The organism is Dolichospermum sp. LEGE 00240 (assembly GCF_015207875.1).
Taxonomy (GTDB): Bacteria; Cyanobacteriota; Cyanobacteriia; order Cyanobacteriales; family Nostocaceae; genus Dolichospermum; species Dolichospermum gracile.
The window spans coordinates 30,727-43,674 of record NZ_JADEVZ010000022.1 but is presented as its reverse complement, the minus strand read 5'-3'; the positions used below and the strand labels follow the sequence as shown (position 1 = coordinate 43,674).

Below are 12,948 nucleotides of genomic sequence, written 5' to 3'. Positions count from 1 at the left end.
TCGTGTACAATGTATTAATGACTTATTTTTCTAGCAATACATTTGTATTGCTGATAAGCTGTTGTGCATTTAGTTTGTATAATTCTAGCGGGCAAGATGCCCGCACTACAAAGTTCAAGTAAATTATGGTTATCAAATTTAGCTGCGTAACAGCTTATTATATTGCACTTATGGAAAAACTGACAGTAAAAAACTTTTTAAATATCAAAGATATTGAATTTAATTTATCCAAGATAAATATTATTATTGGACAGCAAGCTAGTGGTAAAAGCATACTTGCTAAATTAGTTTATTTCTTTAAAGATTTTTTCATTAAATATCGTTCTTCCATCCATAAGAAGCAGAAAAAAGCAGAATTTGATAAAAGTATAATTACAACGTTTAAAATTATATTCCCTGAATATTCTTGGAAAAATCAGGAGTTTCAAATTTTATATGAGTTTGATAGTTATTCCGTAGCTTTAAATAACCAAAAATCAGATGACAATAAGTCTAAATTATCTTTGATATATTCTGAATATTTAGTTAAAGTTCGCAGAAAAATCTTAAGCGAATACAACAAAAAAACTCTTGAATATGCAGAAAATAATCCTGAAAAAATAGAAGAATATTACAATACAATTTTCACTGAATATATTCTGAAAGATAATCACTTTAATAGTCTTGAATTGATAACTTTTATTCCTGCTGGGAGGTCGTTTTTTGCTAACTTACAAAATAATATTTTTTCTTTTTTATCAGGAAATATAGTTATAGATTATTTTCTACAGGAATTTGGTTCAGCTTATGAAAGAGTAAAAAATATTTATCAACTTAGAAAATTGATTCATGCGTTAAATCTAAATGATTCAATTGATGAATTAATTAATCAGATAATAGTTGGTAATTATTCCTATGAAAAAGATCAGGACTGGATATTATACACTAATGAAACAAACAAAAATAGAAGGACTAATTTATCACATTCATCCTCTGGACAGCAGGAGGCTCTACCTATGACACTTATATTAGCTATTTTGCCTTTTATTAGCTCAACAACACGCCTTTTTATTATAGAAGAACCAGAAGCACATTTATTTCCTACATCACAAAAACATATTGTAAGTTTAATCAGCCAGGTTTTTAATACAACTGAAAAAAAGCATAAATTTTTTATTACGACTCATAGTCCTTACATACTAACAGCTTTTAATAACCTAATTCAAGCAGGTAACACTCTGAAAGCATTAAGAGAGAAACCTGAACAAAATGATTTACTAGAAGCTTTATTCAAAATAGTTCCAGAAAATCAAACATTAGATATTAATGATGTTGCTGCTTACACCATCAAAAATGGTATGATTGAGAGTTTGATCAATGAAGATAATAACTTGATTGATACAAATATCATTGATGAAGTATCCAACGAATTTAGTCAAGTATTTGAAAAATTAATAGAACTTGAATTTGGAGAATAACATCTGTGGATTTAGATAAATGTTCCGAAAAAATAAGCCATAAAAATATATTAATAGAAGAAAAGAAAAGTAGTAAAATAGTCTTTATAAATGAAAATTCAATAGAACTGACTAAAGTTCAAGTAGATGGCTGTTTAGATATTCAAGGAGTTAAATGTGATTGGTTACTAATTATCAATGAACCTTATATTGAAATTTATATAGAATTAAAAGGTTCTGATGTAGAACACGCTTTTGATCAAATTGAAAATACTATAAAAATTGTCTCCAAAAATTATAAAACAGTCCTCAAGTATTGCTATATAATCACAACTAGATGCCCTATAACATCAACACAAATTCAAGTTAAAGCAAAATTATTCAAAAAGAATTATAATGCAGTGCTAAAGATTAAAAAAACAGGATTTAATGAAAGTTTTAATACGTTCATTATAGATAAATAAATGTATTATTTATGATATTGTATACTATCACATGGAAATCTAGGATTTAGATTTCAAGAGATTAATAATTGAAACGAAGTAAAATAATCAATATAAAATAAACCCTAACCTTCACCCTATGCCCACTGAAACAGTAACTCTCCAAATTCCAGAAATTATCTATCAGCGATTAGTTAATACTGCTAATGCTATTCAACGTCCCTTAGAAGAAGTAATGCTTCATGCTTTGCAAGTTGGTAGTCCACCAGCTTGGGATGATGTCCCAGAAGAATTTCAAGCTGAAATTGCCGCATTAGATAAGCTAGATGACAATACTCCCTGGCAAATTGCCAATAGTCGAAAAACAGCAGATGATATGGACAGATATAACATCCTGCTTGATCATAACTCTAGGGGTATACTTACAGAAGTAGAACAATTAGAGTTGATGTCACTTCGACATGAGGCTGATTTATTTATGTTATGTAAAGCCCAAGCAGCAGTATTACTCAGTTGGCGAGGGTATCGTTTATCAAATTCTTAAATTGTTGTGTCTACATATATTTCTGAAAGTTTAAGACAAAAAATCATAGAGAGGGATAAATCACGTTGCTGTTATTGCTTGACATCTGAAGCAAATAGCGGTATTCCTATGACTTATGATCATATTCACCCAGTTTCTAAGGGTGGAGAAACAACTTTTGAAAATCTTTGTTTAGCTTGTCGTTCATGCAACGAATTCAAAAGTGATGCAGTTGAATCTATAGATCCTTTGAGTGGTGATGGTACAAGATTAGAAGGTATAAATGCTATTGGTCGGACTACAATAGTTAAGCTACGAATCAATAATCCAGTAATTTTGATTGCTCGAAAGCGTTGGGTAATTAGTGGTTGGCATCCTCCTCTTGATTGATAGCATATAAACAAATAACTTAAAAAGTATCTCATTTATTATCAAGACCAACACTTTTGCCTATATTCCTACTGACCACCGTTTCTGTAGCCCGATAAATTCTGCTTCATAAATAGTCCTAAAAAAGTAGTACATTAAAAAGTGCATCTAGTAACATTAAAATTTTGATTAAATCACCTGTGCGGAAAATCGTTATTGCTGGTAACTGGAAAATGTTCAAAACCCAGGCAGAATCCGCAGAATTTTTAAGCGGATTTTTGCCTCACCTGGAGGAAACCCCCTTAGAACGAGAAGTGGTACTATGTCCTCCCTTCACAGACCTAAGCCTGGTGTCTAAATCTTTGCATGGTAGCCGTGTAAACTTGGGCGCACAAAACGTCCATTGGGAACAAAGTGGAGCATATACAGGCGAAATCGCCGCCTCTATGCTAACGGAAATCGGTGTGCGTTTTGTCATTGTGGGACATAGTGAAAGACGGCAATTCTTCGGAGAAACAGACGTAACTGTCAATCTCCGTCTTAAAGCTGCCCAAAAGCATGGACTCACACCCATTCTCTGTGTTGGGGAAACTAAACAACAGCGAGACGCGGGGGAAACAGAATCAATAATTAGCACCCAATTAAAAAAAGACTTGGTAGATATTGATCAAACTCACCTAATTATTGCTTATGAACCAATTTGGGCAATTGGTACTGGTGATACCTGTGAATCTAAGGAAGCAAATCGGGTAATTGGCTTAATTCGCAGTCAATTAACTAATCCCCTCGTTCCTATCCAATATGGCGGTTCAGTCAACCCGAATAATATTGATGAAATTATGGCACAACCAGAAATTGACGGCGCTCTCGTTGGTGGCGCTAGTCTAAAAGCTGATAGTTTTGCCAGAATTGTCAATTATCAATAATGGGGATTGGGGATTGGGGATAAATTAATTACAAATTAAAAGTTGAAAAATTTCATGTCTGACAACTTAACTATCCGAAATCATTGTTTTGATTGGGGAAAGCGGACTTATCTCATGGGAATTTTGAATGTCACCCCGGATAGCTTTAGTGATGGTGGTAAATTTAACACCGCCTCAGCCGCTTTAACCCAGGCACAAGCAATGGTGGCGGCTGGTGCTGATATTATTGATATTGGTGGACAATCAACTCGTCCAGGTGCGGAGCAAATATCCCTAGAAGCAGAACTGGAGAGGGTGCTATCAGTTGTGGAATTGCTACGTCCAGTCGTTGATGTCCCTATTTCTGTAGATACAACTAGAGCAGAGGTAGCCAAAGCAGCAATTATTGCTGGAGCAGATATAGTTAATGATATTTCAGCGGGGACATTTGACCCCCAAATGTTGCCAACTGTTGCTAGTTTAAATGTGCCGATTGTGTTAATGCACATCAAGGGAACTCCCCAAACTATGCAAAAATGTACTGATTATGAGGATTTAATTGCTGATATTTATAAATTTTTATTTGAGCAAATTACAAATGCTAGGCTTTTAGGAATTGATCAAAATAAAATAATTATTGATCCTGGGATTGGTTTTGCTAAGAACTATCAGCAGAATTTAGAAATTTTTCGCTGTTTAGAATCACTAAAAACACTCAATTCTCCAATTTTGGTGGGAGCATCTCGTAAAAGTTTTATTGGTAATATTCTTAATCAACCAGATCCAAGATTACGGGTTTGGGGAACAGCCGCAGCTTGTTGTGCGGCTATTTTTAATGGTGCAGATATTCTCCGAGTTCACGATGTTCGAGAAATGCAAGAAGTTACTCTGGTAGCAGATGCTATTTTTCGTGATAGCGCAGCGTGGCGTTAGCCATAGGTTAGGAGGTAGGGGCGCGGGGCGCGGGGCTAGTTAATGGTATCAAGCTCTAATTAGATCCATTCCCATTACCTTTACCATTGCCATTACCCTTTCCATTAGCGGGATTGTTACCATGATTTTCTTGTACTGAATCAGAAATCAATTCCTGAAACATTTCTGTTGAGTTAGCAGGATCTACAAATACAATTTTGGCATTATTGCTTTCACCCAATTTTTGACTAGCATCTACATAATCTTGGGCAACAAGATACCTTAAAATATCCTTACTTTCGGGGTGAGAACGCAAGGCTTCAGAAATTATTTCTATTGATGTTCTAGTTCCTTCCGCCCGTTTAACGGCTGCTTGTCGCTCTCCCTCTGCTGCTTCTATAGCCGCCTTTTTTTTAATTTGTGCATTTTGTTGAGCTTCCATTGACTTGCGTACAGTTTCTGGTGGGGTAATGCTTTGAATATCTAAACGGATAATTTCAATTCCCCATGCGCCCGTAATTGAATTTAATTCACCTAATATAGTTTTGTCTATCTCTTCTCTAGACATATTAGTATCCTCTAAGGAATTTTGGGCAATATTTTCCCGGAGGGTAGTCGTTGCTATATTGGTTAGTGCTTGTTGTAAATCATCAACAGCATAAAAGCTTTTTTCAATATCTTTGATCCGCCAGTAAATAATTGCATCAACTTCCAAGTAGATACCATCTTTAGTGATTGCATTTTGCGGTTTAATATCTAATAACTGCTCTCTAGTTGTATTCTCCATCACAATTTGATCGAGAATGGGAACTATGAACCTGAGCCCAGGATTTAGTTTGCGATGATACCGCCCCAAGCGTTCAACTAAGGCGACATTCCCCTGATTTACCATCTTTGCAGATGCTAAAGCATAACCTACTAGAGCTAAAAATATGATAAAAATTATTGAGTCCATTCAGTTATTCTCCTATTTTGGCTTTGGGCAGAATTGATTGTTAGGGTTATGGCTGGCATTAACTGTAAATTAAAATGGGTTAAGTGCGGAATTTACCGACTGTTAACTATAAAAATAATAAGCCTGCGATCGCATTATAGTCCATCGCTACACCTCTAATCATGAATTGCCGAAGAAAATAACCTAAAATGTATAATAATTATGTTTTGGGTCTAGATTTTTTGAGTGGAAACCTAGAAAACCAACCTTTGGACTTAAACTAAAATCCAGTCGTGAATAGTCTGATAATCCCCAAGATAGTACCTAAAGGACCGGCTACAGTATTAACTCTATCACCAGCCTTAGCTAACCCATTGCGATCAACTACGACAACATCATTGTTGCGAAGAATCGGATTGGTTTCCTCATTAATTCCTTGAGATAAATCCACCTTAATTGGACGTTTAGTAACTGTACCATTGGCATTGAGGCGAATTAATTCTACAGTTCCCTTACTGGCTCTACCATCATTGAAACCACCAGCAGCTAATAATGCCTGATTTAAAGAGCTATTTGGTTGTAATTTTACCGCCCCTGCTCTTTTGACTTCACCCACTACACCCACTTCAATAGTATTTGGAGACAAAGTTGTTGTTGCTAATTGGGTGGATTCGGCGGCACTAATGTCCGTAGCTGTAGGAATGATGATAGTATCGCCATCTTGCACCACTATGTCTTGATTGATATCACCGCTTTGTAGTAATTCCCAGAGGTTGATATCTATAGTTTGTTCCATACCAGTTCGGGTAGGACGGCGTAATTTAATCTTCCGAACATCCGCAAGGGAGGTAATTCCCCCTGCTAGTTGTAAACTCCGCATCACAGTTGGTAAACCACCACCAGCACCACCACCCTCTGCCCCACCGGCATTTCCAGCGGTAACAAGATAAGAACCAGGACGGTAAACTTGACCAATTACCACCACTGAGCGGGGTGAACTTTGACTAGCAGCAAAGTTGGCTGCAAATAAATTCCGGGCTTCAGCTACATTTAAACTGGCGGCAGTAGGGACCACAATGGTATCTCCATCTCGTAAGGTAATCTCCTGGGATATTCTGCCTGTTTGCGTCAATTCCTTTAAGTTTAGGGCGACTGTCTGCTCTCCTGAACGTCCTACCTTACGGCGTAATTGCACTTGAGTTACATCTGCTGCCAGTGTTACACCCTGGGCTATGGTGAGGGCAGCTAATACCGTTGGGTATTGGACACCAGGGTTATTTCCTGCTCCCCCTTCTAAGCTGAGGGTGTAAGCACCTGGTCTTGTTACTTCTCCAGCAACAAACACATTAATGGGACGGGGTGATAATAAGTTGACGGAAATGAGGGGACGTTTGAGAAAACGAGCATATTTTCTGGCGATTGTATCAGCAGCTTGTTCTGTGGTTAAGCCCGCAACGGGGATACTGCCAATTAAAGGCATATTAATTGAACCACCGGGAGGAACTTGATATTCACCTGTATATTCTGGTACTTCAAATACATTAACACGGATGCGATCGCCCCCGCCTAATAAGTAATCTGTAGCGATACTGGATGTTGATGCTACTGGCTGTTTTTGCGCTAAACTCACCGATGGCAAAGCGATATTCACTGTTGTTAACAATGCTAAACCCATAGTTGAGTGGGTGAGAAATTTACACAAATCTTTATTAAGCATATTTACCTGAGAATTGAAAATGACGATATTTAGAGTTATTCGGAAACATTTTAACATCGAGTATACTGAAGAATCCTAGTGACTCAACAATTTTATTTTCTAATAAATCTTTAGTTTTCCGGACATAAATAATTTGTTGCGTAAGGAATTTGATTTTAAATCTTCTTTGAGGTTAGAAAATATTTTCAGTGCTTTTTGCAAGTTAAGTTTCCTAGCTGATAACAATTTTCGATCCTATATTAACCCCCAACTCGCCAACTGATGGTACAGTCATAGAACTAAATTGATTAGGAGGTCTTAAGATATAAGTAACTTACTTTTAGGATAATCAAATGATGCGCAAAAATTACTACTTATGGGTGATTTATTCCGCTTATTTTTTACTTGGTTGTGCTAATTAAGGGGATGATTTCGGATTTGAATTTGATGGATAAAAAACTCTTCTAGAGATTGACGTGACAGATTCATAGTGATAATTTTTCCTCCCATTAACCTCAAACTAGACAGAAAATCATAATAATCTTCTTGGAGTGTACCCTGCCAAGAACCATCAGACTTAAATTCTAAATTACCTATCCATTTTCTCAAGATTTCCCCGTCTCCACCTTGACCTTTAACATGATAGGTGTTTTGATTACCCAAAAGTTCATTGAGAGAACCGCAACAGATTAATTCTCCTTGATCAAGAATAGCCACGCGATCGCAAATTTGTTCCACTTCACTCAATACATGACTATTAAAAAATATGGTTTTACCAGATGCTTTCAAAGCCAGAATAATTTCTCGCATTTGGTAACGTCCCAGAGGATCAAGTCCAGACATAGGTTCATCCAAAAAAACTAAATCTGGATCATTGATTAATGCTTGAGCCATACCTACGCGCTGAAGCATTCCCTTAGAATAGCGCCGCATTTGCTTTTTGCGAGCATCGGCTTGGGATAACCCCACTAATTCCAACAATTGGGGAATGCGTTGACGTTGTAACTTTTGGGGAATTTGAAATAAACCCGCTGTTAACTGTAAAAATTCCCAACCACTCAGATATTCGTATAAATAGGAATTTTCTGGGAGGTAGCCAATATGCTGCTTGACTTTAGCGTTGCCTATGGGTTTACCTAACAATAATCCCCTTCCAGATGTAGGGCGGATAATTCCCAATAATAATTTTAACAACGTGGTTTTACCCGCACCATTAGGACCCAACAAACCAAAGGTTTCTCCTGGGTACACTTGTAAAGAACAGTTTTTGAGCGATACAACCTTTTGATTGAGCCAAAACCCCGTGCGATAGACCTTTCGCAATTCAGAAGTCAGGACTACGGGTTGTTTATCTAAGGGATTTTGCTGAGAATCGGGGTTGTCTACAACAGAATTCATGGCGATGAAACTACCAACTACTGACTATTTAGAGATAACTACAGATTAACCGATGCTGAGGATTTTTATAACACACCTTTGGAACTAGGAATTGTTTCTGCCCGCCGGGGATCAATTTCCACTGCTATTCGCATGGCTCTAGCAAAGGCTTTGAATGTAGCTTCAATAATATGATGGGAATTAATTCCATCCAATTGGCGAATATGTAACGTCATTTGACTATGATTCACCAACGCCACAAAAAACTCCCGCACTAACTGAGTATCATAAGTCCCCACCCGTTGAGTAGGAATTTCTAAACCATAACTGAGATGAGGTCTACCAGAAAAGTCTAAAGCAACTTGTACCAAAGCTTCATCTAAGGGCGCAAGAAAATTCCCAAAGCGGACAATTCCCTTTTTATTACCCAAAGCTTGAAATAAAGCCTGTCCTAAAGTAATCCCCACATCTTCGTTAGTGTGGTGATCATCAATTTCCCAATCACCCTTAGCTTGAATATCCAAATCGAAAAGCCCATGAGAGGCAATTTGATGGAGCATATGATCTAAAAAGGGAACACCTGTAGAAACTTTACATATTCCTGTCCCATCAAGATTAATAGTGACATGAACATCAGTCTCACCAGTAGTGCGGTGAACTGAAGCTATCCGAGAAGTTTGTGAATTTGTCATTTGTCAGTTGTTAGTTGTCATTAGTCAGTTGTCATTAGTCAGTTGTCAGTTGTCAATTGTCAGTTGCAAAAGAATATTTCTCTTCCCTACTTTTTTCTTCTTTCTTCTTTCTGACTCCTGACTCCTGACTCCTGACTCCTTTCTTTTACTACATTCCCATAATTTCATAACCTGCATCTACATACAGGATTTGTCCAGTAATACCGCTTGCTAAATCACTGCATAAGAAAGCTGCTGTATTGCCCACCTCTAATTGAGTGACAGTGCGACGGAGTGGTGCTACTTCTTCGACGTGGTGAATCATGTCCAAAATGCCACCCACCGCTGAAGATGCTAAGGTGCGAATAGGACCTGCCGAAATACCATTAACGCGAATATTGTCGGGACCAAATTCGGCTGCCAAGTAACGAACACTGGCTTCCAAACCAGCTTTAGCCACACCCATGACATTATAGTTAGGAATTGCTCGAACCGCTCCCAAATATGTAAGAGTAATAATACTTCCGCCTTCAGTCATTAAAGGTTTAGCAGCACCGCTTAATTGTACAAGTGAATAAGTGCTAACTTCCAAAGCCGTATTGAAACCAGAACGAGAAGTTTGACTAAAACCTCCGGTCAAATCCTCTTTTTTTGCAAAGGCCAAACAATGGACTAGAATATCTATTTTCCCCCATTCTTGCCGGATGGTTTCAAAAGTAGATTGAATTTGCTCGTCATTTTCCACATTGCAGGGCAAAAACAGACTAGGACTGAGGGGTTCTACCAATTCAGAAACTTTTTTTTCCATTTTACCCTTGTCATCTGGCAAGTAGGTAATGCCCAAATTAGCTCCGGCTTTGTGTAGTTGTTGGGCAATTCCCCAAGCGATAGAACGGTTATTGGCAATACCTGTAACTAGGGCATTTTTTCCTGATAGATCGAGCATAGAAATTGCTAATGTAATTCATCATTAGGAGCATACTAGAATCTGAGCCTAGTTTGACTGCATTAGGCTAGGGATTTTTCAAAATGCTCCAGAAGTAGGCAGTAAGCCGCAAAAAATCATGGCCATGTTTACAAAAATTCTCAAGAAATTGACAATTTTTAGAGGCAAAACTTTTGGGGTATAATTGGTGAAACTACTTATCAATAATTACTAGCTAAACGGAACAACAATTATGTATCATTATAAACGAAAGGCTAGGAATTCCGCGTTTGAGTATAGGAAAAAACAGCAAGGTTAATGGTGATTTATTGATTTTTCGGGTGTATTCTTAGGTAATTAGTTTTTGTTTTTCTGGCATTGGGTAGGGGAAGGGAGAAATGATAGTGACACAAGATAAAGCCCTGGCAAATGTTTTCCGTCAAATGGCGACCGGGGCTTTTCCTCCGGTGGTGGAAACATTTGAACGGAACAAGACGATCTTTTTTCCGGGAGATCCTGCTGAACGAGTTTATTTTCTTCTCAAGGGTGCTGTGAAACTGTCGAGGGTGTATGAGGCAGGAGAAGAAATAACGGTGGCTCTGCTGCGAGAAAATAGCGTCTTTGGTGTGCTGTCGTTGCTGACAGGCAATAAGTCTGATCGATTTTATCATGCAGTGGCATTTACTACTGTAGAATTACTTTCAGCCCCAATTGAACAAGTTGAACAGGCACTGAAGGAAAACCCAGAGTTATCAATGTTAATGCTGCGAGGTCTGTCTTCGCGGATTCTACAGACGGAGATGATGATTGAAACTCTTGCTCACCGCGATATGGGTTCAAGGTTAATTAGTTTCTTGTTGATTCTTTGTCGAGATTTTGGCGTTCCTTGCGCTGATGGTATTACCATTGATCTGAAGTTATCTCATCAGGCGATCGCTGAGGCAATTGGCTCTACCCGCGTTACAGTCACTAGACTGCTGGGAGATTTACGCGAGAAGAAAATGATTTCCATTCATAAAAAGAAGATTACTGTGCATAAACCTGTTGCTTTAAGTAAGCAATTTACTTAAAAGTTATGGGTAAATGGAGTTGGCACGGCTTCTATTTTTGAGGTAATGCGGTTTTAGGGTCTCCCTAAGTAGCGTCACTACCATAGAGATTAAACCGTTAATTTGGAGGAAAGTCTCAAAATTGTCTAATTCCTACTTTAGCCTAACTCCATTTACTCACAGACAATGGTTGAACGTAGTAGGCTGTATCGGTCAGCATTGCGGTAGTTAAAAATGGCCACCGGGTACATCCTTATTGCGGCAATTCTTATTTTGGGAGGCGTAATTGCCACCGTGGGCGATCGCATCGGCACACGGGTTGGCAAGGCTCGTCTCTCACTCTTCAATTTACGTCCGAAAAAAACTGCTGTAATTGTGACTATTTTTACAGGCAGTCTAATTTCCGCATCAACTTTAGCAATTCTCTTTGCGGCTGATGGTGGATTGCGAAAGGGCGTATTTGAATTAGAGGATATTCAAAGAGATTTAGGGAACAAGCGGGAACAACTAAAAATCGCCGAAGCGCAAAAAAGCCAGGTAGAAGGTGAGTTAAACAGAGCCAGACAAGAAAAAACTCAAGCACAGGAAGAATTACAGAAAATTAATCAGTCATTACAGGCAGCAAATACTAAACAAAAGACCACACAAGCTCAACTCAATCGCACTCTTAACCAGCAAGCTAAGACCCAAGCCCGACTTAATGCAACTCAAAGCCGTCTGGGTGGAATTGTTATTAGGTATCAACAGGCAAGAAGTGAATTACAAACTCTCTATAATCAGCGACAAACATTACAAGCGGCGGTAGAAGAGTTGAAGGCGGAACGACAAAGATTATACGCTGAAGCTAAACAGGCGATTAATGAAGCGAAGACGGTAATTGAAAAACGCGATCGCAAAATTGCTAAATTAGATAAACTTATTCAAAATCGTAACCTCGAAATTAAACAGCGGGAAGAAGTTATTATAACTAGAGAATCTCGCTTGAAAGAATTAGAGAAACAACAACAATTTTTAGATCAGGAAGTAGCTAGACTAGAAAAATATTATCAGTCCTACCGTGACCTCCGCTTAGGTAAACTAGCCTTAGTCAAGGGTCAAGTAATAGCGGCAGGGTTAATTACTGTGGACAAACCTAATGCGGCACAACAGGCAATTATCCAAATTCTTCAGGAAGCTAATCGCAATGCTAATATTCAATTAACCGAACCTGGTGGTACACCAGCGAATAAGGAAATACTCCGTGTTACCAAAGATAAGGTTGAACAGTTAATCGCACAAATTAAAGATGGTCGAGAATATGTAGTGCGAATTTTCTCCGCGGGTAATTATGTCAGAGGTGAGAAGCAAATAGAATTCTTTGCAGACGCAGCCCGGAATCAACTGGTATTTTCATCAGGGGAAGTGTTGGCTACTACCACAGCGGATTTAAAAAATATGACATCCGAACAAATGCGTCAACGCTTAGATTTACTAATTTCCGCTTCCCAATTTCGCGCCCGCAATGCGGGAATTGTCGAAAGTGTCCAAATAGAAGGAACTTTTCCGCGCTTTGTTACCCAATTACAGCAAACGGAACAGGAAGTAGAAATTAAAGCTGTAGCCGCAGACAATACTTATACTGTAGGTCCGCTAAGAGTCAAGTTAGTAGCCCTCTTGAATGGACAAATTCTTTTTAGTACGTGAGGAAGTAGGCAATAGGCAATAGGGA

General features: G+C 38.2%; 13 protein-coding genes. 8 read left to right on the top strand and 5 right to left on the bottom strand.

Annotated elements, in window-relative coordinates:
* Window positions 1–125: 125 nt before the first annotated feature.
* From IQ226_RS09760 to folP, 6 genes are all read left to right on the top strand, one after another.
* Complete coding sequence (locus IQ226_RS09760; RefSeq protein WP_168465992.1) at window positions 126–1,457, top strand: AAA family ATPase; 1,332 nt, start codon at window positions 126–128, stop codon at window positions 1,455–1,457.
* Between the two features lie 5 nt (window positions 1,458–1,462).
* Window positions 1,463–1,900 carry a hypothetical protein gene (locus IQ226_RS09755; protein WP_168465993.1) on the top strand — a complete coding sequence of 146 codons (438 nt, stop codon included), beginning with the start codon at window positions 1,463–1,465 and terminating at the stop codon, window positions 1,898–1,900.
* Between the two features lie 118 nt (window positions 1,901–2,018).
* Window positions 2,019–2,423 (top strand): hypothetical protein, encoded by a 405-nt coding sequence (locus IQ226_RS09750; RefSeq protein ID WP_193894924.1) that lies wholly within the window; start codon window positions 2,019–2,021, stop codon window positions 2,421–2,423.
* Between the two features lie 6 nt (window positions 2,424–2,429).
* The gene (locus tag IQ226_RS09745; protein WP_193894922.1) at window positions 2,430–2,792 is read left to right on the top strand and encodes an HNH endonuclease signature motif containing protein; all 363 of its coding nucleotides are present in this window, start codon (window positions 2,430–2,432) and stop codon (window positions 2,790–2,792) included.
* A 179-nt stretch (window positions 2,793–2,971) separates the two neighbouring features.
* On the top strand, window positions 2,972–3,697 hold the full coding sequence (gene tpiA / locus IQ226_RS09740) for a triose-phosphate isomerase (protein ID WP_193894986.1): 726 nt from the start codon (window positions 2,972–2,974) through the stop codon (window positions 3,695–3,697).
* A gap of 54 nt (window positions 3,698–3,751) precedes the next feature.
* Complete coding sequence (folP, locus tag IQ226_RS09735) at window positions 3,752–4,609, top strand: dihydropteroate synthase (protein ID WP_193894920.1); 858 nt, start codon at window positions 3,752–3,754, stop codon at window positions 4,607–4,609.
* A 55-nt stretch (window positions 4,610–4,664) separates the two neighbouring features.
* Here folP and IQ226_RS09730 read toward each other — a convergent pair whose 3' ends face one another.
* The 5 genes from IQ226_RS09730 to fabI form a co-directional block, all read right to left on the bottom strand.
* Window positions 4,665–5,543, bottom strand: coding sequence for an SPFH domain-containing protein (locus tag IQ226_RS09730; RefSeq protein ID WP_193894918.1), 879 nt, complete (start codon window positions 5,541–5,543; stop codon window positions 4,665–4,667).
* Between the two features lie 259 nt (window positions 5,544–5,802).
* On the bottom strand, window positions 5,803–7,239 hold the full coding sequence (locus IQ226_RS09725) for a polysaccharide biosynthesis/export family protein (protein ID WP_193894916.1): 1,437 nt from the start codon (window positions 7,237–7,239) through the stop codon (window positions 5,803–5,805).
* 393 nt (window positions 7,240–7,632) lie between these two features.
* Complete coding sequence (locus IQ226_RS09720) at window positions 7,633–8,616, bottom strand: ABC transporter ATP-binding protein (RefSeq protein ID WP_193894914.1); 984 nt, start codon at window positions 8,614–8,616, stop codon at window positions 7,633–7,635.
* Between the two features lie 65 nt (window positions 8,617–8,681).
* On the bottom strand, window positions 8,682–9,287 hold the full coding sequence (gene hisB, locus IQ226_RS09715; protein WP_193894912.1) for an imidazoleglycerol-phosphate dehydratase HisB: 606 nt from the start codon (window positions 9,285–9,287) through the stop codon (window positions 8,682–8,684).
* A gap of 148 nt (window positions 9,288–9,435) precedes the next feature.
* On the bottom strand, window positions 9,436–10,212 hold the full coding sequence (fabI, locus tag IQ226_RS09710; protein WP_193894910.1) for an enoyl-ACP reductase FabI: 777 nt from the start codon (window positions 10,210–10,212) through the stop codon (window positions 9,436–9,438).
* A 377-nt stretch (window positions 10,213–10,589) separates the two neighbouring features.
* Between fabI and ntcA the strand changes: the two genes are divergently transcribed.
* Window positions 10,590–11,261 carry a global nitrogen regulator NtcA gene (ntcA, locus tag IQ226_RS09705; RefSeq protein ID WP_027401174.1) on the top strand — a complete coding sequence of 224 codons (672 nt, stop codon included), beginning with the start codon at window positions 10,590–10,592 and terminating at the stop codon, window positions 11,259–11,261.
* A gap of 213 nt (window positions 11,262–11,474) precedes the next feature.
* Entirely contained in the window at window positions 11,475–12,923 is a 1,449-nt protein-coding gene (locus IQ226_RS09700) for a DUF3084 domain-containing protein (RefSeq protein WP_193894908.1), read from the top strand.
* The last annotated feature ends 25 nt before the right edge of the window (window positions 12,924–12,948 follow it).

Excerpts from the sequence above, each read along its gene's own strand:
- IQ226_RS09760 (WP_168465992.1), top strand. The coding sequence starts at position 126 with ATGGTTATCAAATTTAGCTGCGTAACAGCTTATTATATTGCACTTATG.
- IQ226_RS09725 (WP_193894916.1), bottom strand. The coding sequence starts at position 7,239 with ATGCTTAATAAAGATTTGTGTAAATTTCTCACCCACTCAACTATGGGT.
- folP (WP_193894920.1), top strand. The coding sequence starts at position 3,752 with ATGTCTGACAACTTAACTATCCGAAATCATTGTTTTGATTGGGGAAAG.
- IQ226_RS09730 (WP_193894918.1), bottom strand. The coding sequence starts at position 5,543 with ATGGACTCAATAATTTTTATCATATTTTTAGCTCTAGTAGGTTATGCT.
- IQ226_RS09720 (WP_193894914.1), bottom strand. The coding sequence starts at position 8,616 with ATGAATTCTGTTGTAGACAACCCCGATTCTCAGCAAAATCCCTTAGAT.
- fabI (WP_193894910.1), bottom strand. The coding sequence starts at position 10,212 with ATGCTCGATCTATCAGGAAAAAATGCCCTAGTTACAGGTATTGCCAAT.
- ntcA (WP_027401174.1), top strand. The coding sequence starts at position 10,590 with ATGATAGTGACACAAGATAAAGCCCTGGCAAATGTTTTCCGTCAAATG.
- IQ226_RS09750 (WP_193894924.1), top strand. The coding sequence starts at position 2,019 with ATGCCCACTGAAACAGTAACTCTCCAAATTCCAGAAATTATCTATCAG.
- hisB (WP_193894912.1), bottom strand. The coding sequence starts at position 9,287 with ATGACAAATTCACAAACTTCTCGGATAGCTTCAGTTCACCGCACTACT.
- IQ226_RS09700 (WP_193894908.1), top strand. The coding sequence starts at position 11,475 with ATGGCCACCGGGTACATCCTTATTGCGGCAATTCTTATTTTGGGAGGC.